The sequence below is a fragment of the Halalkalibacter sp. HAAS-P014 genome, assembly GCF_056619965.1.
This window is the reverse complement of sequence record NZ_JBWQTV010000006.1, coordinates 194,993-215,689: the sequence shown is the minus strand read 5'-3', so window position 1 is coordinate 215,689 and position 20,697 is coordinate 194,993. Positions and strand designations below refer to the sequence as shown.

Below are 20,697 nucleotides of genomic sequence, written 5' to 3'. Positions count from 1 at the left end.
TTATTATTTATTTGCTAATTGAAGCCTTTTAAGCCGTATAATTGACTGGAATTTGTTACAATAGGTGTAACTAAATTTTCTGGGTGAGGTGATCAAATGGAGACAAGACAAGCTATCGTTGCGATGGTCCTTAATGTCTTCAAGTCTGACAGAACTATATATGGAATATTTCACCTCCTAAAAGGGAAAAAATCAGCACAAACGATTCAAGATGGTGCATTTTTTGGGATGCTTTCTTTCTTTGGTTTGTTCCCATCTTTAAAACGAACCGAGATCGAAGAAGATATTCGAAAGATGCTTAAGCATAAGCAAGCCGAACAAGTTGAGAGTGAACGATTCACCCTTACAGAATATGGAAAAGAAGAGTTAGGAAAGTTTCAATTGAATAATCAATATATAAAAGATCTTGAAGGCTGGCGTTACCATACTAATACTGATGAAGTATGGTTACGTTTGTCGTTGTATATTCAAACAATTTCCAACCTAGCAGATGGAAATAAGAACTTTTTTCCTGTTACTCATGATGTAAGGATTCAACGGTGGGTGAAAAAACATTTGCCTCAAGATCTAAATCAAAGGAGAAACGTATGTGGTAAGATGTTCTCTGAATTAGAGAGCTTTTTATCCTCTAGCTTGGAAATTCAAGCATATATATTTGTTCAACAATTAAGTGGACGTGCAAAAATAGGACTAACTAAACAACAAATTGCAGACCACTTAAATTTAGAATTAACAAAGGTTCAATTGGTTCATTATTCGACTGTCCATCGCTTTATAGCAGAAGTGGACAAAAATCAGAAAAACTTTCCAATTTTATCAACTTTTTTAACTGATATGAAGCAGTCACTAGTTTTAACAGATTCAGCTAGAGAAACTCTGGTACTTTTAGACAAAGGACATTCAATTGCTGAAATATCGAGCAAACGGAAGCTGAAAGAAAGTACAATTGAAGACCATTTAGTAGAGATTGCAATTTCCAACCCTGATTTTTCAATTCGTCCTTTTGTAAGTGACGAGATTGAAAAAAAAATTCTTTCATTGGTTGATCAGCTGCAAACGGCACGTTTACGTGAATTGAAAGAGCAGATAGGAGAAGAGGTTAGTTATTTTATTATCAGATTAGTATTGGCGAGGAAGAAGGTAAACTATGGAACTTGAACAAGCTTTACAAAAATATTTTGGATATACAAGTTTTCGTCCAGGACAAAAAGAAATTATTTCATCCTTGCTAAAAAAAGAGGATGTGGTTGCTATGCTTCCAACAGGTACGGGCAAATCCATATGCTATCAACTTCCAGCTCTTCTTTTTTCTGGAGTTACGATTATAGTCTCGCCACTTTTATCATTGATGGAAGATCAAGTTCAGCAGTTACGTAGCGAAGGGGTTAAATCGGTAGTAGCTTTAAACAGCTTTATGACAAGTTCCGAACGAAGAACAGTTCTTTCAAAGTTGCATACATTTAAGATGATTTATCTTTCTCCTGAAATGTTACAAATGTCGATTATTCAAAAGAAATTACAGGAGCTTCATCTTTCATTATTTGTTGTTGATGAAGCACATTGTATTTCCCAATGGGGGCATGATTTTAGGCCTGACTATTTACGACTAGGTCATGTGAAACGACTACTTGGTGATCCTCCAAGCCTTGCAATTACTGCAACTGCAACGAAAGATGTACAGAAAGATATCAGCGAAAGATTACATATGAAATACCCGAAATTTTTCATTTACTCAGTTGATCGCCCCGCGATTTCCTACCATGTGGAAGATTGTCAGACGCAGCAGGTAAAAATTGAACAAGTCGAGTATTTGGTAAAAACGTTGAATGGACCTGGTATGATTTACTTTTCAAGTCGCTTATGGGCCCAGAATATTGCTGAAATGCTTAAACGAAAAGGTGTAAAACGTGTTGCCTATTATCATGGAGGTCTTTCAACGGAAGACAGGTTACTGATACAGCAACAATTTATGAACGGGCAATTGGACGTTATATGCTGTACAAGTGCGTTTGGCATGGGAATTAATAAAAAAGATATTCGTTATGTCATTCATTTTCATTATCCGATTGATATGGAATCATATGTACAAGAGATTGGACGAGCAGCTAGGGATGGTCAGTTAAGTGTCGCAATTTTATTGTATTGCGAAGATGATCAAGGGTTAATTTCGATGCTCCTCGAGAGAGAACGACTAACGGATATGCAGTTGAAGCAATTAGTTCAAATGGTCAGGTCTATCCGTAATCTGACGAGTGAGCGAGAAAGAGAATTCATAGAGCGAATTGACTGTAGTGAGATCTCTTGGCGTACTTTTCGTTATCAATTGGAAGAACGAGGAATCCTAAAAGACGGCATAGTGAGGCCGTTTGCAGAAGACTCACTTTTCTTTAGTATATGTGAACAAGAGAATGAACATCAACAGCACAAAAGGAAAAAGCTTGAAATTTTTTTGCGATGGATACGTACAACATCTTGTCGCAGAGAAACGCTTCTGCAGTATTTCTCAGAACAGGTAAAAAGGGAACAGTTTTCGAATTGTTGTGACAATTGTGGGGCTAAGGTCGATTTATTCATGAAAGAAAAAGTGTTGGAGGAGCCGAAAAAGGAAGAATCATGGAGAAGAATACTATTGAACTTACTTTATCAAGGGGAGAACCATGAAAAAACAGAGTGATCTTGTAGCTGAAATGAGCGATAAAGAATTACAGGCAAATGTCTTTATTACTCAAGGCATAATGATAGTTATATCTATCATTGTTGGTTTCTTTATCTTTAAAAGTTGGGGTGAATTTCTCTCCTTGTTCAAGTGGGAGCTTGGCCTTATCATAGTATTAGGTGGGGGTGTAGCACTTTTTGTCGTTCTTATTGATATCATTATAGAACGAACATTGCCTAGATCGTGGGTGGATGATGGTGGAATTAATGAAAAAGTGTTCAGGAGTCTTTCTTTGCCCCAATTAACCATTTTGTGTTTTATCGTAGCTGTAGCAGAAGAGTTATTGTTTCGTGCTGTACTTCAGACAGCTTTTGGTTTAGTTATTGCAAGTACACTGTTTGCAATGATTCATTTTCGTTATCTATATAAGCCTGTTTTGTTTTTGAATGTTTGGCTAGTTAGTTTTCTATTAGGGTTTTTATTTTATTATACAGAAAACATCCTTGTGACTATTTTTGCACATTTTTTAATTGACTTTCTTTTAGGTTTACTTATCTGGAAGCGAAATCATACACAGATGTAGAGGAGAGTGAGGGTAATGGTTGATGGATGGAAGGATCAAGCTGAACAATTACGTAAAGAGGTGTCAACTTTTGAAGGCAAACAAAATAAAAGGTTACCGTCAAGAAGAGAGGTACATAGAAAAAAGAGAAAAAAGAAGGAAGTGTTCACATTTCCTTTAATTCGTGTGCTCGTTATACTTTTCTTTATTTTAATCATTGCAGCACTTACTTCTCCTTATTGGTTATTTTAGTTTAATGTTTTTAGTTGCAAAAATTTGATGAGTTTGATTTATTACTTCTAACCAATATAACTTCCTCATAAAATATTGGGGGAGGTGATTGAATGAAACATTTCAAGGAGTGGAATGTCAAACAATATTATGGGCCTGAAATTGTAAAAGTAATGCTAGAAGAATTGGTTTCAAGGAAAGAAAAGTTCGAACAGATGGAACAAGCGAAAATAAGATGGTCATTATTTGCTATGTTATGTGCAGTTATTTTCCTTTTATTTGGCTCCAAAACTCTTAATGATCAATACACTTCTCTAAATACAAATATTTTAAACGCTATTATTGGACATCCCCTTATTTTAATTATCATGCTTCTTCTCTCAATTAGTTTTATTCAACTGCGCTTGTTTGTGAAAAAGTCCAAAAAAGCAGAACAAGAATTCGATGAATTACGTGAAGAAATTATTGATCGTAGTTCTGAGCTATGGGAAAACGATACTAACTGGGAGTCGCGTAAGGCTCTTTACTCATATGTTAAGAAAGAACATGATATTAATCTTTATCACAAATAAAGAAAGCGCCTCCGGCTAGGGAGCGCTTCTTTATTTGTGATAAAGGGGTATTATAGTTTGAGTTTCACTAAAGCAGGCTTACCAAAAAATAAGTAACTAGAGCGACAATAATTTTGATTACGAATGTGGATGTTGTAATCGTCAAATTTTCTTATTGATCCAAACGCAATCGTTTCACCTTGTTTTGAACAGAAAACTTCAACAGGTAACCCTAAACGATAATTAAGATCAAGGTCTTCATTGGTTACGAGCGATTTGTTAGTTAATTTAGTTAAAATCAAGCCTATCACTCCTAGCTGAAGAAAGTATGACTTGCTAATGTAAGCGTTTACCAAGCTTCGTTACTTTAAGTATAAAATGAATTTACTAAATTTTCAATTAATTTGTTTGTTTTTCTAACAGGTTTTTAAATTTCGATTCGTTTTACTTTTATTTAAATAACGTATAAAAATTCTTGTTTTTGTCACAATGTTGTTTTATCGATTTTCTAATTTATGCTACTATTTATATAGTGTATATGTGACTTGTTTATATCAAATTTTAATTCCTACGTGTAACTTTTAAAAAGGGGTGGAGTAAAATGACAGCAGTACAATTAGTTGCAATTCTTGGTATTGGCTTATTGGCAATGGTAGTAGCTGTTGCGATGGCTATCTACATGCTGAAACTTTCAGAGCATACGGATTAATCTTCATATTAGATGACAAATGACAAGAGACCCTTAAATGATTAGTACAAAAATAAACGAGTATTTTATTATTCGTTTCTGTTGTAACTGATCATAAGGGTCTTTTTTATTTTTTATAAAGTTGTTGGTTATTATCCTATATTTTCGAAACATTCAGGTAGAGCTATTTTCTTTTTTGAACCGTGAGAGTACAATAGATAGAGAGGAGGGTTACGTGTTGATTGAAACAATTTTAACTAGATTAGAAGAATTGCATCCAGAGATGGTTCAGTTAAGACGAATGTTGCATGCTGAACCAGAGCTATCTTTTCAAGAAGAAAAAACGCCGACGTTGATCGCCGATTACCTTGAAAGATTAGGAGTATTTGTTAAGCGAGGTGTTGGAGGGCGTGGCGTAGTCGGATATATAAAAGGAGCAAGACCCGGTAAGACCGTTGCATTAAGAGCTGACTTTGATGCACTGCCGATACAAGAAGAAACCGGATTATCATTTGCTTCAAAACGACCAGGTATTATGCATGCTTGTGGACATGATGGCCATACGGCTACGTTGCTTGTTCTAGCTAAAGTGTTAATGGAACATCGTGAACAACTAAAAGGAACAGTTGTTTTGATACATCAATTTGCTGAGGAGGTCGCGCCTGGAGGAGCGATAGCAATGATTAACGATGGTTGTTTAGATGGAGTTGACACAATCTTTGGTACTCATCTTTGGTCTCCAATACCGGTCGGACAAATAGGAGTCCGTAAAGGACCGATCATGGCAGCCGCAGATCGGTTTGAGTTAGTCATACGTGGGCGGGGTGGCCATGGTGCTAGTCCACACGAGACTGTAGATTCGATTGTTGTTGCAGCAAATGTTATAAGTCAGTTGCAGCATATAGTAAGTCGTAATATCGATCCATTGAAATCAGCTGTTATTAGCATTGGTTCGTTCCATTCCGGAGAGGCTTTTAATGTAATACCGGATACTGCAACCATTATTGGAACAGTAAGAACATTTGATGAGTCTATACAAGAGTTCATTGAAGAACGTATTGAGCAAGTTGTAAAAGGAGCTTGTTTGTCAATGGGGGCAGATTATTCGTTGGATTATAAAAAGGGATATCCTGCAGTTGTGAACGATCCTAATGAAACAGAGCATTTCATTCAAGCAAATAAAAGCATATTCGATGAAGAACTAGTCTATGAAATGGAGCCTGTTATGGGTGGGGAGGACTTTTCCTACTACTTACAACATGTACCTGGTACGTTCTTTTTTACAGGGGCAGGTAATGTGGAGAAGGGGATAGTTTATCCACATCATCATCCTAAGTTTGACATTGATGAAGATGCGATGTTAATTGCAGCCAAGTGTTTAGGGAAAGCAGCAATTGACTTCCTAGAGCGAGAATCTATTGAAGTGAAGCCAGAACATACACTTTAACGAAAACGTAATTTTGATGAGGGTGTCTCAAACTAATCTGCCACAATTTATGAGCTTTTATCGTGGTTAGTCGAGGCAGCCTCTTTTTTTGACCCTGTTTTAGTAACCCCCAATTGTGAATACTTCTTTTTCCTATAAGAACGAGCCTTCTCATTATTAGGTTAATGCATATAGATAGTTAGAGAGGAGGGGGAACTAATTGCTTGCAATGTGGATTTATAAAAGGGCCTTATTATTGCTGTCAGCATATGGAGGAGTGTTACTGTCCTTCGCCTTATTTCCTGATCTACCGAATTGGTCATTGTCATCGTTTCTTGGCGAAGTTTTGTTCTCTCCTTTGAAGCTGTTATCCGCAGTTATATTGTTTATACTTGGGTTTCTAGCCTATTCATTATTCGTTAGGGATATTGTCAAGTTATTTAATACAACATATTCAATCCCTTTTCAAAAGCCACGACTGTTTTTTGTGGGATTGGCTTGTCTTTCATGGGTTCATATTTTTTTTGTGAGTATTGCATTTGCACTTTTAGTATTAGTTTTTGCTCTGTGGTATGGTATTATGGACGTCAAAATTGAGTAATAATGGGGGCGTTGTGCCCCTATGAAGGATGAACACTAAAATTGAATTAAGGAGTTTGAAATGATCATTTATATACTCTTAGTGATGTTTGTGATCCTTTTTCTATTTATGTGGGGTGAATCAAAACGTAATCGCATTAGGTCTAAGACATTGGCCTTTGAGACGCTTCCTAAATCTTTTGACGGTTTTCGTCTTTTTTTTATAAGTGATATTCATCGAAGAACAATTTCACCTCGTTTATTAAAGATGTTAGAGGGTAAAGTTGATCTAATCATTATTGGTGGAGATTTATGTGAAAAAGGAGTGCCGTTAGAACGTGTTGAGAAAAACATTAAACATTTATCAACAATGGCAACTTGCTTATTTGTATGGGGGAATAATGATAAGGAAGTAGGAGTAGAAAACCTTCGTGCTCTTTTTCGTAAATATGGGATCATAGAACTTGCTAATTCTGAAACGACGTTGTGCAGGTCAGGTATGGAGGTCGTATTTGTAGGTGTGACTGATTTTGAAAATGAAGAAGAATTGGAGAGAGTCTGTAAATTAAAAGAGGCATTTTCAATATTAATTTGTCACTTTCCAGAAGTAGCAGAAGCACTCCCCGTGGAGCATCCGTTTTCCTTGCTGTTAAGTGGCCATACCCATGGTGGACAAATTAGAGTATTTGGTTTTGGTATAGCAAAGAAAGGTCAATGGATTGAGACAAATCGGTTCACCCAATTAATTAGTAATGGTTATGGAACAACTGGATTACCATTGCGCCTGGGTGCGCCTGCTGAAACACATCTTATTACTTTAAAGAAGAAATAAAGTCTAATTTACTAGTTGGTTTGCGTTTACACAAAATTGTGTATTCGTTATACTAAAAAACGATGAAATATAGTGTAAATATCTTCCCTGTTGTAATAAAGCAGATTGTGTTGTTATTTAGGAGGAAAAGAATATGGTCTCAAAAGAAGGGAAATATAATATAAAGGCAATCTCGAAGATGCTTAGTATCCAGCCAGGGACACTGCGCGCTTGGGAACGCCGCTATCATATTATTGAGCCAGTTCGCAATACAGCAGGGCATAGACTCTATTCAGACGAACATGTTGCGATACTTAGATGGTTAATTGGAAAGGTGAACAAAGGCTTTACAATCGGACAAGCAGTAGACTTGTTTGAAAAAGAGACAGAGTCCGTCCAAATGGTTGAAACAACATATCAAGAGGATTACTCAATTAAGTTAACCGATGAACTATTAGAAGCATTACTTGGCTTTTCAGAAGACAAAGCTAATCAACTTTTAAATCAAGCGTTTAGCATTTTTACTATCGATAAAGTCACAATTGAGATATTTGGGGCATTACTTATTAAGGTAGAAGAAATGTTGGAGAACAATCAAATAACAGTCGCGCATGAACGCTTTGTGACATGCTTTCTACGAACAAAAATTGGTGTAATTTCACATGGGATAACGGCAAACAACTATATGAAAAAAGTGGTTGTTGTTTGTGCACCAGGTGAATCTCATGAAATATGGTTGCTTATTTATTCTTTCTTCTTAAGGCTCAAAGGAATTGAAGTTGTGTATCTTGGTGTGGGAGTTCCTAAAAGGGATATTGAAGTTGCGATTCGCGAAGTGGATGCCGACATGTTTTTTGCTTCATGTACAATTGAGCAAAACCTTGATTCAACCTTAAATCTAGTTGATGATTTAAAAGTGATCTTTCCAAGTCTTTCAATGGGTGTTGGAGGGATTACATTCGACTACCTTGGCAAACGTCATTCTACATATCGCGATTATTTAGTTGGCAGGACACAGCAAGAGTGGGAAAATTGGTTAAAAAAGCAACTTAATTGAAAATTATAGTCTCGTGTATTGAACCTTCTTTTATGTCCTCTCATATTGTGTAGTAAGACGGTTTTGGTGGAAACGAGCAACTTATAAAGGGCGTTCGTAATAAGGAGGGTTTAAAATGCGTCTTGAGCGTTTAAATACCAATAAATTTAAAGCATTCCTAACCTTTGATGATATGCGTGAAAGAGGATTAACGAAAGAAGATTTGTGGCAAGATCTTCCAAAAGTTCATGAGTTATTTCGTGATATGATCCTTGAAGCTGATGATGAATTAGGATTTAAGGTAGATGGTCCTATAGCTGTCGAAGTTTATGCAATGCCAGCTCAAGGTATGGTAATTATTGTATCGAAACATACCGCTGATGATGAATTTGATGAAGAGGGATTTGAGGAAGGTTACATTGAAATGCAAGTAACACTAGATGAGACAGAGGATATTTTTTATGAGTTCTCTGATATAGAAGATGTAATCGCACTTTCATCAAGGTTATATCCTTTTGGCATTACTGGAGGTACGCTTTACTCGTTTAACGATCAATACTTTATAAAGTTTGAAGAATTTGATATTGATGTTGTCGATGAAGAATCATTTGTTGCCCTTTTGGCGGAATTTGGTAACCCATCTACAGTATCGTCATATGTTGTTGAAGAGTATGGGAAATGTTTAATAAAGTACAACTCTATTTTAGAGTTTTATAAAACCTTTATTAAAAAATAAGAGCTGATGATCTTTATTGTCAGTTCTTTTTTTTATAAAAGGTGTGACTAAGTTAATTTTATTTTTCTTTATGTAAAAGTATACTTAAAGCTGGAAAAATTTATATAGGTTCATTATAGTAAGAAGTGATATGCTTTAATACCAGTATTGAGGTGAAAGGGAATGGCAGAGAATAATAAGCAAGCCGAACAATTAGACGTGCTTGCGTCGACACAAAGTGTCGTAAAAACCGCATTGGACAAGCTTGGTTACCCAGAAGAGATGTTTGAATTAATGAAAGAACCGATTCGGATGCTGACGGTAAGAATTCCTGTGAGAATGGATGATGGATCGACAAAGATTTTTACTGGGTACCGTGCACAACACAATGATTCGGTTGGTCCTACAAAAGGTGGGGTCAGATTTCATCCTAATGTTACGGAAAAAGAAGTAAAAGCTCTTTCAATTTGGATGAGTTTAAAAGCTGGAATTGTTGATTTACCTTATGGTGGAGGGAAGGGAGGGATCGTTTGTGATCCACGTGAGATGTCCTTCCGTGAGCTAGAACGTGTTAGTCGAGGGTACGTAAGAGCGATTAGTCAAATAGTAGGTCCTACCAAAGATATCCCTGCACCTGATGTTTTTACAAATTCTCAGATTATGGCATGGATGCTTGATGAATATAGCCGAATTCGCGAGTTCGATTCACCTGGTTTTATTACAGGTAAACCACTTGTACTCGGTGGATCTCACGGAAGAGAATCAGCAACTGCAAAAGGAGTTACGATTTGTATTCGTGAGGCTGCGAAAAAGAAAGGAATTGACATTAATGGTGCAAGAGTTGTCATTCAGGGCTTTGGAAATGCTGGAAGTTTCTTAGCGAAGTTTATGCATGATTCCGGCGCTAACGTTATTGGGATATCTGATGCTTACGGAGGGTTATATGACCCGGAAGGATTGGATATTGATTATTTATTAGATCGACGAGATAGCTTCGGGACTGTAACGAAGCTTTTTAAAGATACAATCTCGAATAAAGAACTTCTTGAATTAGATTGTGATATATTAGTCCCTGCTGCCATTGAGAATCAGATCACCGAACAAAACGCACATGATATTAAAGCGTCAATTGTTGTTGAAGCTGCCAATGGACCTACAACAATGGAGGCTACTAAAATATTGACAAGCCGTGATATTCTTCTCGTTCCAGATGTACTAGCAAGTGCTGGTGGTGTAACAGTGTCTTATTTTGAATGGGTTCAAAATAATCAAGGGTATTATTGGACAGAAGATGAAGTCGAAGGTAAACTTGAATCAGTAATGGTAGGTGCTTTTGAGAATATATATAAATTGGCTAGAGTACGTAAAGTAGATATGCGGTTAGCTGCTTATATGGTTGGTGTTAGAAAGATGGCTGAAGCATCAAGGTTCAGAGGTTGGGTGTAACCAAAATAAAAAGGGAGCTCAATTGAATCTAGCCTTCAAAAGCACGAGAAGCAATTGCTTTACTTGCGTTTGAAGTCGATTCAAGACGAGTAGCCCTTTTTTTATTTTTAGAAGAAGGTGGAAAAATGAGAAAAGAAGAGGTAATCATTGTTGGTGGTGGGCCTTGTGGATTAGCGGCAGCAATTTCTTGTTCAAATCAAGGTCTAAAGCCACTTGTGATCGAAAAAGATAACGTCGTTAGTGCGATTCAAAGGTATCCCACACATCAAACGTTTTTTAGTTCAAGTGATAAGTTAGAAATTGGGGGAGTTCCTTTTGTAACAGAGGAACGGAAACCGAAAAGAAATCAAGCGCTTGTTTATTATCGTGAAGTGGTTGAGAGGAAAAAAATACGAGTACATGCATATGAACAAGTCAAACAAGTGGAAAAACAAAATGATGGGTGCTTTTACATAAGAACAACAAAAGCAGAATACTTAGCTAATCATGTGATCATTGCGACTGGTTATTATGATTCTCCTAATTTGATGGACGTGCCCGGAGAAGATCAAGACCATGTTCTCCATTACTTTAAAGAAGCCCATCCGTACTTTGATATGGATGTTGTTGTAATTGGGGGGAAAAATTCGGCTGTAGATGCCGTCCTTGAGCTTGACAAAGCAGGGGCACATATAACGAATTTATACCGAGGAAGTCAGTATTCGAGTAAAGTGAAACCATGGATCTTACCTGAGTTTGACTCACTTGTACGAAATGAAAAGATAAAAATGGAATTTAATGCTCATGTAATAGAGATTACGAAAGATGAAGTTATTTATAAAGTTGGAGAAGAAGTGAAAAAGGCCCCTGCCCAATTTGTTTTTGCTATGACAGGATACCACCCCGATCATAAGTTTCTTGAAGCAATGGGCGTTCAAATTGACCAATCTACAGGTCGTCCTCTATTTGATTCTGATACGATGGAAACGAATGTATCAGGGTTGTACATTGCTGGTGTTATTGCTGCAGGAAATAATGCAAATGAGATCTTTATTGAGAATGGTCGTTTTCATGGGGATCTAATTGCAAAGGCAATAACAAAAGTAGATAAATAATGTGAGGTTGGCAGATATGGTTTTGCCCCCTGTAAGTAGGGGGCATCCAAGAGTCCAACATTATTATTTAAAAAATAGCTCCTGTATTTTTAAACGGTCTGATGATTGTTCGAGCACTACCATTAATTTTAATCTAGCTTTTTGTCCGTTTAGGCCATTAGTAAAAATAACCCCTAATTCTTTTAATGTTCGTCCTCCACCTTCATATGCGTATGTATCTGCAACGATCCCATTAAAACAACGAGATACGAGAACAACAGGAATATTTCGATCGATTAAAGCCTTTAGAGCAGGCATAATTGTTGGTGGAACATTTCCTTGCCCAAAAGCTTCAATGATTAGTCCATCAATTTGCGTATTGGCAATCGCTTCGACGATCGCTTGGTCCATCCCTGCATATACTTTTAGTAATGGCACCTTTTTTGTTAATTGTTTAACAGGATAAGATTCACGGTTTGTTAAGGTATGATGAAAAAACACCCCTCGCTTTGTTACGATTCCAATTGGTCCATACTGTGGACTTTGAAACGTTGCAATGTTACTAGAGTGTGTTTTTGTTACATTCTTTGCTGTATGGATTTCATCATTTAATACAACCAAGACACCTTTACCTATAGCGTTCTGGCTTGCAGCAACTCTAACTGCTGATATTAAATTATGAGGACCATCGGCACCAAGTTCGTTGCTAGAACGCATGGCTCCGGTGATTATAACCGGAGTATCCCAATCAAGAAGAAGGTCAAGTAGATATGCTGTTTCTTCAAGTGTATCAGTTCCGTGTGTTACAACAATGCCGTCCAATTTATCCTCTTTTACCCTTACTTTTAATCGTTCTGCTAAATCAACCATTAAATTAGGTGTCATATGGGGAGATGGTATGTTTAAATAGTCATCCACTACAACAGATGCGATGCTTGATAGTGATTCTATAGTGGAATATAATGGATTTATTGAATTAGGTTGTACGGCACCATGTTCATTTTCCAACATAGCAATGGTACCCCCTGTATGTAATAAGAGAATTTTTTTCAAAATAATCACCCCGATTTACTCTATATAGATTACTTATCATACCATATCAAAAAGCTGCGTTGCTTTTTAGGTACTTAATAATAACACACAGGGGAAGGTTTTGAAATTTGTTTGCACTAGTTACAGCAGCCATGGCTCCAGGAATGGCTTTATTATCTTATTTCTATTTGCGTAATCATTACAGTCCGGCAATGGGGGCCCTTGTTTTTAGGACTTTTATTATAGGAATATTACTCGTTTTTCCTGTTATGGTTTTACAATTTGCTTTTACGACTGAAGGATATTTTCTACACCCATTGACTAGGGCTTTTATATTATATGGTTTTATTGAAGAGTTTTTTAAGTGGTTTCTTCTTTGGATATTTGTGTATCAACATACAACATTTGCGAGACGCTATGATGGAATCGTGTTTGGTGCTTCGCTTTCATTAGGATTTGCTTCTTTAGAAAATGTTTTTTATTTAATAGCATATGGGCTTGAAACAGCTTTTGGCCGAGCATTACTGCCAGTTTCTAGTCATGCGTTATATGGTGTGATAATGGGGTATTACTTAGGGAGAGCTAAAGTAGAAAAAGAAAAGCGTGCGAAACATTTGACGTTGGCACTATTGTTACCTATTATGCTACATGGCGTGTACGATTTTATTTTATTGAGTTTTGGGATGTATTTTCTTGTTGGATTGATTCCGTTTATGCTGTTTTTATGGTGGATAGCTCTTAAAAAGGTTAAGCGTGTTCGTCAATTAGACGAGTAGTATACTAAACGGGGTTTAGTTAAATTATTTAAAGTAAAGGGTGATACTTATGGCTAAAGGACGTTACCGTGTAATTATTCGGTGTACGGTTTGCGGCGAGAAGTATATTTTACGAGGAGTACGAAATGAAAAAGGTGAATTTGAAACAGGCTTTAAGCGCTGTGTTTGTGGGAATGAAGAAAAGTTAAACATCGATGCATCATTAGAATAAAAGATGTGATTTTATTTTCATAAAAAATTATTCCTTGCAAATTAGCGAGAATTGTTGTAATTTTGATACAATCAAAACATTTTAATAATTGAATTTCTTATCAAGAGAGACGGAGGGACTGGCCCTAGGATGTCTCAGCAACCAGCCTAAAAGGTCAGGTGCTAATTCCATCAAGTCATTGACTTGAAAGATAAGAGGAAGCGAATTTAAACAACCACCTTCTTCTTATTTTAGAAGGTGGTTTTTATTGTTATTGGAGGTATTAGAGATGAGTAGAGAAAAATTAGAAACGATTTTAGTTCAATTAGGTAACCGATCAAGTAATCCAACTGGAACTATTAATACACCGATTTATTTGTCAACAGCATATAGACATACAGGAATAGGAGAATCTACTGGATATGATTATGCAAGAACAGGAAATCCGACTCGGGAGGTTGTTGAACAAGCAATAGCTAAGCTCGAGGAAGGCGATAGGGGCTTTGCTTGTAGTTCTGGTATGGGAGCCATTCAGACGGTCCTCTCACTTTTTGAGCAAGGTGATGAAATATTAGCATCTCAAGACTTATATGGTGGTACGTATCGCTTGTTTGAACAAGGATGGAATCGTTGGGGGTTAACGTTTGCATTTGAAGACCCAAGAAACATAGAGAAATTTGAGAGTCGTATAACTGAAAAGACAAAAGCGTTATTTATCGAAACACCGACTAATCCTTTGATGCAAGAAGCGTCAATTCCAGATTTGGCCAATTTAGCGAGGAAGCATCAGTTACTGTTGATTGTTGATAACACATTTTATACACCGCTTTTGCAGCAACCATTAGTAGAGGGTGCCGACATTGTTATACATAGCGCAACAAAGTACTTAGGCGGACATAATGATGTTGTTGCTGGTTTGATTGCAGCAAAAGGAGAACACCTTTGTGAGCGTATTGCGTATTATCATAATGGTATTGGAGCAACGTTATCAGCATTTGATTCATATTTATTACTAAGAGGAATGAAAACACTGGCTTTACGTATGGAAAAACATGAAGAGAATGCAAAGGCAATTGTGGAGTATTTAGAGAAAAAGCAAGATGGAATCACGGAAGTACTGTACCCTGGTAAGGGTGGTATGCTTTCATTTAGGATTTTAAAAGAAGAGTGGGTGAATCCATTTTTACAACAGTTAAAATTGGTTTCATTTGCAGAGAGTTTAGGTGGGGTTGAAAGTCTAATGACATATCCTGCAACCCAAACACACATGGACATTCCAGAAGAGGTTCGTATTGCTAATGGTGTTTGTAATCGATTGTTGCGTTTTTCAGTTGGAATTGAACATAGCGAAGATTTAATCGCAGATCTAGAGCAAGCATTTCGCTATGTGAAAGAGAGGGAGAGTGAATGAGTTTACTTGAACAATTAGCCAACAAAGTTCTTATTGGGGACGGAGCGATGGGGACATTGCTTTATGAACAAGGGTTTGATCATTGCTTTGAGGAGGTTAATATAACTGCACCAGAAAAAGTCATTCAAACACACAAAAAGTATGTTGAAGCTGGTGCGGATGTTATTCAGACGAATTCGTATGCTGCAAATTCACTAAAACTTGAAAAGTACGGATTAAATAATGAAGTTCAAAAGTTAAACCGTGAGGCTGTTCGTCTAGCAAGAAAAGCGGCTGGTGACCAAGCTTATGTTTTGGGCACTATTGGAGGAATAAGGCGCTTCGAGCTTGATGATTGGAGCTTGGATGAAATCGAGGCAGCTTTTCGTGAACAAATGAATGTGCTTTTGCAAGAAGGAGTCGATGGTCTACTACTAGAGACATTCTATGACTTAGAGGAAGCGAAAATGGCAATCACTCTTGCTAGAAAGTTAACGAATGCACCAATTATTATTAATCTGGCTATTGGAGACATCGGTGTGATGAATGGAGGTATTTCAGTCTCGGATGCATTTGATCAACTGATTGCTTCAGGTGCTGATGTCGTAGGTTTAAATTGTCGGACAGGCCCATTTCATATGCTGAGGTCATTTGAAACAGTTGCTATCCCCGACAATGCTTATCTTTCAGCGTACCCGAATGCGAGTCTTCCTGATGTTCGGGATGGTCGAGTATTTTATCAATCGAACGCTGATTACTTTCAGGCTATGGGTGAAAAGTTTATTAAACAAGGTGTACGTTTATTAGGAGGTTGTTGTGGAACAACTCCTGCTCATATCGAGGCGTTTGCTAAAGTTAGAGATGAGACAGACCCTGTTGCAACGAAAAAAGTAAAACCACTTACTCGTTTTATTCGTGAGTCAATTGAAATTCCGAGAAAACAAAAGCCTTTAACAGACATTGTTAAGGAACGTAGATCTGTCATCGTAGAGCTTGATCCTCCGAAGAAATTAAATACAAATCGCTTTATGGAAGGAGCAAAAGCTCTAAAAGATGCAGGTGTGGATGCTATTACAATGGCTGATAACTCCCTTGCCTCTCCAAGAGTTGATAATTTAGCACTCGGGGCAATGATTAAGGAGCAAGTAAAAGCGAGGCCACTCGTACATATCACTTGTCGTGATCGGAATCTTATTGGTTTGCAATCTCACTTGATGGGACTTAATGCATTAGGGATTGATGATATTTTAGCGATTACGGGAGATCCAACTAAGATTGGTGATTTCCCAGGAGCTACATCTGTCTATGATGTGAGTTCATTTCAATTGATTTCTCTAATCAAACAATTGAATGAAGGCATCTCGTTCTCAGGGAAAGAACTTGGTCAAAAAGCCAATTTTTCAATAGGGTCTGCTTTTAACCCGAATGTTAGACATTTGGATAAAGCAGTAAAAAGAATGGAGAAGAAGATTGACAGTGGCGCTGATTATTTTATGACACAGCCTATTTATAGTGAAGCTCAAATTGAAGCTTTAGCAAAAGAGACTAAGCATATTGACGAACCTATATACATTGGAATTATGCCATTAACAGGAACTCGCAATGCTGAATTTTTGCACAATGAAGTTCCTGGTATTAAGTTAACAGATGAAATACGCTCAGCAATGGCTGCATGTGGAGAAGACCGAATTGCGTCGGCAAATGAAGGGATTAAAATAGCTAAGTCCTTAATTGATGCAGCTTTAACATATTTTAATGGGATCTATTTAATCACTCCATTTTTGCGTTATGAAATGACAGTGGAGTTAACGCATTATATTGAATCAAAAAGGCTCTTAAAGCAAGGAAGATAAAAAAGTAAGCGTGGAAGTAGAAAGGACGGACATATGGTTAAGTCTTTGTTTGAACAACAGTTAGAAAAGAGAATCCTCATCTTAGATGGTGCAATGGGAACGATGCTTCAACAGGCAGAGTTAACAGCTGAAGATTTTGGGGGAGAAGAATACGAAGGGTGTAATGAGTATTTAAATGAAACAGCACCTCACGTCGTTGAGAATATTCACCGTGCGTATTTAGAAGCGGGCGCAGATATTATTGAAACGAACACGTTCGGGTCGACAGACATTGTTCTGGATGATTATGATCTTGGATATAAAGCAGAAGAGTTAAGTCGTGTTGCTACAGCGATTGCGAAAAAGGTGGCAGAAGAATATTCAACTCCGGAATGGCCACGGTTTGTAGCAGGAGCGATGGGTCCAACAACAAAATCTCTATCAGTAACTGGTGGAGTTACATTTGAAAAATTGATTGAATCTTATCATGAACAAGCTCGTGGAATAATCCGTGGTGGAGCAGATGTGATTCTACTTGAAACAAGTCAAGATATGCGTAATGTTAAAGCTGCATATATTGGGATTAATCGCGCTTTTGAAGAAATGAATCAAAAATTACCGATTTTTATCTCAGGGACTATTGAACCAATGGGGACTACGTTAGCCGGGCAAAATATTGAGGCGTTTTATTTATCGTTAGAACACATGAATCCTGCTGTAGTCGGGTTGAATTGTGCAACAGGACCGGAATTTATGAGAGATCATATTCGTTCACTTTCTGAATTAGCAACAACATTTGTAAGTTGCTACCCTAATGCAGGGCTCCCGGATGAAGAAGGTCATTATCATGAATCGCCAGAATCACTCGCGACAAAGTTACGTGGATTTGCTGAAAAGGGTTGGTTGAATATTGTGGGAGGATGTTGTGGAACAACACCAGACCATATTCGTGCGATGGTTGAAGCAACAAAAGGATTTAAACCAAGAGAAGTAAATACAGAACATAATCACGCTGTCTCTGGAATTGAACCTTTGATTTATGACGATAGTATGCGCCCATTGTTTGTTGGTGAGCGAACAAATGTAATTGGTTCAAGAAAGTTTAAACGGTTGATTGCAGAAGGGAAATTTGAAGAAGCTTCTGAAATTGCCCGAGCTCAAGTGAAAAAAGGAGCACATGTCATTGACGCATGTTTAGCTGACCCTGATCGCGATGAATTAGAAGATATGGAGAACTTCCTTCAATACCTTGTAAATAAAGTGAAAGTACCACTTATGATTGATTCAACGGATGAAAAAGTGATTGAGAAAGCCTTAACCTACTCACAAGGAAAGGCAATTATTAATTCGATTAATTTAGAAGATGGTGAAGAACGCTTTGAAGCTGTTATTCCAATCGTGAAAAAATACGGAGCTGCTGTCGTTGTAGGAACAATTGATGAAGATGGGATGGCAGTAACAGCAGAAAAGAAATTGGAAATCGCCAAACGTTCTCATGATTTACTTGTTAATAAATATGGACTTAAAGCAGAAGATATTATCTTTGATCCACTTGTGTTTCCAGTTGGTACAGGTGATGAACAATATATTGGATCAGCGAATGCGACAGTGGAGGGGATACGCCTTATAAAAGAAGCTCTTCCGAAATGTTTAACGATTTTAGGGGTTAGTAATGTTTCTTTCGGATTGCCACCTGTCGGACGTGAAGTGTTGAATGCTGTATATTTGTATCATTGTACTCAAGCTGGACTTGATTATGCGATTGTAAATACTGAAAAACTTGAGAGGTATGCATCAATTTCAGATGAAGAAAAAGAAATGGCAAGCAAATTGTTATTTAATACAAATGATGAAACACTTGCTGAATTTACGGCTTTTTACCGTGGAAAAAAAGCAGAGAAAAAGGTTGATAATGCAAATTTAACACTTGAGGAGCGGTTAGCCTCATACATTATCGAGGGAACAAAAGAAGGACTGGCAGAGGATTTAAATGAGGCGCTTTCTAAGTACTCAGATCCATTAGATATCATCAATGGTCCCCTCATGGTAGGGATGGATGAAGTGGGGAGATTGTTTAATAACAATGAATTAATTGTTGCTGAAGTTCTCCAAAGCGCTGAAGTGATGAAGGCTTCCGTTGCTCATCTTGAACCTCATATGGAACAGAAAGAAAATGATAATGGTAAAGGAAAGATTTTACTCGCAACCGTTAAAGGTGATGTTCATGATATTGGTAAGAACCTAGTAGAAATCATTTTAGGGAACAACGGTTTTAAGATTGTAAATCTAGGGATAAAAGTAACGTCTAATGAATTAATTGAGGCGGTAAAAAGAGAAAATCCAGATGCTGTTGGTTTGTCAGGACTTCTTGTAAAGTCTGCCCAACAAATGGTTTTGACGGCACAAGATTTGCGCCAACAAAATATTTCTATTCCGATATTGGTGGGAGGGGCTGCACTTACGCGAAAATTCACCGATACAAAAATAGCAGCAGAATACGATGGGCTTGTCCTATATGCAAAAGATGCTATGAATGGGTTAGACATAGCCAATCGGCTTGCTAAGCCAGCAGAACGCGAACTACTTGCGAAGGAATTAGCTGAAGCTAGGGCGAAAAAAGAAGCTGTACGACAACCCGAGCGTAAACAAGTGAATGAAAGACCAATTGCAGAAAATGTCCAGTCTGATGTGAAGCGAGATGGTCCGATCTATACCCCAACAGATTTAGATGCGCATATATTACGTGATTACAAACTGTCTCATCTAGAACCGTATATAAATATGCAGATGCTTCTTGGACGTCACCTTGGACTTCAGGGAAAGGTTAGTAGGCTTCTTGAGGAAAAAGACAAACGAGCGGTTGAATTGAAAGAGAAAGTCGACGAATTTCTAATCCAGGTTAAGAAAAACCAACTGATTCAAGCTCATGGAATGTATCAATTCTTCCCAGCTCAAGCTGATGGGAATGATATTATTATTTATGATCCAAATGATCATAAAACGGAAATAGAGCGATTTTCATTTCCTCGTCAAAATCAAAAACCATTTTTATGTTTAGCTGACTACATAAGACCAAAAGCTAGTGGTGAAATGGATTATGTAGGTTTCCTTGCTGTTACAGCAGGAGGAGGCGTTCGAGAATTAGCAGATCAAGCGAAGCGAGATGGTGATTATTTATATAGTCATTTAATACAAGCGACTGCATTAGAGGTTGCTGAAGGGTTTGCAGAACGTCTCCATCAGCAAATGCGCGATCGGATGGGATTCCCTGATTCTGCTGATATGTCTATGAATGAAAGATTTGCTGCTAAATATCAAGGTGTTCGTGTTTCGTTTGGGTACCCAGCTTGTCCTAATCTTGAAGACCAAGAAAAATTATTTAAGCTGCTGAAACCTGAAAAGATAGGAATTCAATTAACGGAGGGGTATATGATGGAACCGGAAGCTTCTGTTACGGCAATGGTGTTTGCCCATCCGGAAGGACGTTACTTTAACGTACTATAGTGTTATAAAAAACTGTTGAGAAAAGTATTCTCAACAGTTTTTTTGTTGCGAAAACTTGTTTATCAAGGTATTTAGGAAATGTTTAGGCTTCATATTGGTAAGTTATTGATAAGAATTTGTATAAAACTAGGTTGAAAACAAACACTATCCATATCAATCATGACCCAATAAGGATGTCATGAAACAGATAACACGAACA

General features: G+C 37.3%; 18 protein-coding genes and 1 riboswitch. Of the genes, 16 read left to right on the top strand and 2 right to left on the bottom strand.

Going from position 1 to position 20,697, the window contains the following annotated elements; genetic code table 11:
* Positions 1-96 precede the first annotated feature (96 nt).
* From AC1FXZ_RS05860 to AC1FXZ_RS05840, 5 genes are all read left to right on the top strand, one after another.
* A complete protein-coding gene (locus AC1FXZ_RS05860) occupies positions 97-1,158 on the top strand; it encodes a YpbB family protein (RefSeq protein ID WP_480051773.1) in 1,062 nt (353 codons plus the stop codon).
* Positions 1,148-2,674 carry a RecQ family ATP-dependent DNA helicase gene (locus AC1FXZ_RS05855; RefSeq protein ID WP_480051772.1) on the top strand — a complete coding sequence of 509 codons (1,527 nt, stop codon included), beginning with the start codon at positions 1,148-1,150 and terminating at the stop codon, positions 2,672-2,674. Before AC1FXZ_RS05860 ends, AC1FXZ_RS05855 begins: the two co-directional genes overlap by 11 nt.
* Positions 2,658-3,239, top strand: coding sequence for a CPBP family intramembrane glutamic endopeptidase (locus AC1FXZ_RS05850; protein ID WP_480051771.1), 582 nt, complete (start codon positions 2,658-2,660; stop codon positions 3,237-3,239). The genes AC1FXZ_RS05855 and AC1FXZ_RS05850 overlap by 17 nt, the downstream gene beginning before the upstream one ends.
* A 15-nt stretch (positions 3,240-3,254) precedes the next feature.
* Positions 3,255-3,470: a hypothetical protein gene (locus AC1FXZ_RS05845; RefSeq protein WP_480051770.1), complete on the top strand. Its 216-nt coding sequence runs from the start codon at positions 3,255-3,257 to the stop codon at positions 3,468-3,470.
* 92 nt (positions 3,471-3,562) lie between these two features.
* Positions 3,563-4,021: a DUF2663 family protein gene (locus AC1FXZ_RS05840; protein ID WP_480051769.1), complete on the top strand. Its 459-nt coding sequence runs from the start codon at positions 3,563-3,565 to the stop codon at positions 4,019-4,021.
* 50 nt (positions 4,022-4,071) lie between these two features.
* Here the strand turns inward: AC1FXZ_RS05840 and AC1FXZ_RS05835 are convergent, their stop codons facing one another.
* Positions 4,072-4,302 carry a hypothetical protein gene (locus AC1FXZ_RS05835; protein WP_480051768.1) on the bottom strand — a complete coding sequence of 77 codons (231 nt, stop codon included), beginning with the start codon at positions 4,300-4,302 and terminating at the stop codon, positions 4,072-4,074.
* 624 nt (positions 4,303-4,926) lie between these two features.
* Between AC1FXZ_RS05835 and AC1FXZ_RS05830 the strand changes: the two genes are divergently transcribed.
* The 6 genes from AC1FXZ_RS05830 (at position 4,927) to AC1FXZ_RS05805 (ending at position 11,795) form a co-directional block, all read left to right on the top strand.
* A complete protein-coding gene (locus AC1FXZ_RS05830; protein ID WP_480051767.1) occupies positions 4,927-6,135 on the top strand; it encodes a M20 family metallopeptidase in 1,209 nt (402 codons plus the stop codon).
* 640 nt (positions 6,136-6,775) lie between these two features.
* Positions 6,776-7,525 (top strand): metallophosphoesterase, encoded by a 750-nt coding sequence (locus AC1FXZ_RS05825; protein WP_480051766.1) that lies wholly within the window; start codon positions 6,776-6,778, stop codon positions 7,523-7,525.
* Positions 7,526-7,658: 133 nt separating this feature from the next.
* The gene (locus tag AC1FXZ_RS05820; RefSeq protein ID WP_480051765.1) at positions 7,659-8,561 is read left to right on the top strand and encodes a MerR family transcriptional regulator; all 903 of its coding nucleotides are present in this window, start codon (positions 7,659-7,661) and stop codon (positions 8,559-8,561) included.
* 115 nt (positions 8,562-8,676) lie between these two features.
* Positions 8,677-9,276 (top strand): genetic competence negative regulator, encoded by a 600-nt coding sequence (locus AC1FXZ_RS05815; RefSeq protein WP_480051764.1) that lies wholly within the window; start codon positions 8,677-8,679, stop codon positions 9,274-9,276.
* 162 nt (positions 9,277-9,438) lie between these two features.
* Entirely contained in the window at positions 9,439-10,701 is a 1,263-nt protein-coding gene (locus AC1FXZ_RS05810; protein ID WP_480051763.1) for a Glu/Leu/Phe/Val family dehydrogenase, read from the top strand.
* Positions 10,702-10,826: 125 nt separating this feature from the next.
* On the top strand, positions 10,827-11,795 hold the full coding sequence (locus AC1FXZ_RS05805; RefSeq protein WP_480051762.1) for a YpdA family putative bacillithiol disulfide reductase: 969 nt from the start codon (positions 10,827-10,829) through the stop codon (positions 11,793-11,795).
* A gap of 63 nt (positions 11,796-11,858) precedes the next feature.
* Here the strand turns inward: AC1FXZ_RS05805 and AC1FXZ_RS05800 are convergent, their stop codons facing one another.
* On the bottom strand, positions 11,859-12,827 hold the full coding sequence (locus AC1FXZ_RS05800) for an asparaginase (RefSeq protein WP_480051761.1): 969 nt from the start codon (positions 12,825-12,827) through the stop codon (positions 11,859-11,861).
* A 107-nt stretch (positions 12,828-12,934) separates the two neighbouring features.
* Here AC1FXZ_RS05800 and prsW point away from each other — a divergent pair, with 107 nt between their 5' ends.
* The 5 genes from prsW to metH all read left to right on the top strand — a co-directional run bounded on the left by prsW (position 12,935) and on the right by metH (position 20,498).
* Positions 12,935-13,582, top strand: coding sequence for a glutamic-type intramembrane protease PrsW (prsW, locus tag AC1FXZ_RS05795; RefSeq protein WP_480051760.1), 648 nt, complete (start codon positions 12,935-12,937; stop codon positions 13,580-13,582).
* Between the two features lie 49 nt (positions 13,583-13,631).
* The gene (locus tag AC1FXZ_RS05790) at positions 13,632-13,793 is read left to right on the top strand and encodes a hypothetical protein (protein WP_480051759.1); all 162 of its coding nucleotides are present in this window, start codon (positions 13,632-13,634) and stop codon (positions 13,791-13,793) included.
* A 94-nt stretch (positions 13,794-13,887) separates the two neighbouring features.
* Positions 13,888-13,990: riboswitch (SAM riboswitch) on the top strand.
* A 71-nt stretch (positions 13,991-14,061) separates the two neighbouring features.
* Positions 14,062-15,183, top strand: coding sequence for a methionine biosynthesis PLP-dependent protein (locus AC1FXZ_RS05785; RefSeq protein WP_480051758.1), 1,122 nt, complete (start codon positions 14,062-14,064; stop codon positions 15,181-15,183).
* Entirely contained in the window at positions 15,180-17,015 is a 1,836-nt protein-coding gene (locus tag AC1FXZ_RS05780; protein WP_480051757.1) for a bifunctional homocysteine S-methyltransferase/methylenetetrahydrofolate reductase, read from the top strand. Before AC1FXZ_RS05785 ends, AC1FXZ_RS05780 begins: the two co-directional genes overlap by 4 nt.
* A 33-nt stretch (positions 17,016-17,048) precedes the next feature.
* The gene (gene metH / locus AC1FXZ_RS05775) at positions 17,049-20,498 is read left to right on the top strand and encodes a methionine synthase (protein ID WP_480051756.1); all 3,450 of its coding nucleotides are present in this window, start codon (positions 17,049-17,051) and stop codon (positions 20,496-20,498) included.
* Positions 20,499-20,697: the final 199 nt, after the last annotated feature.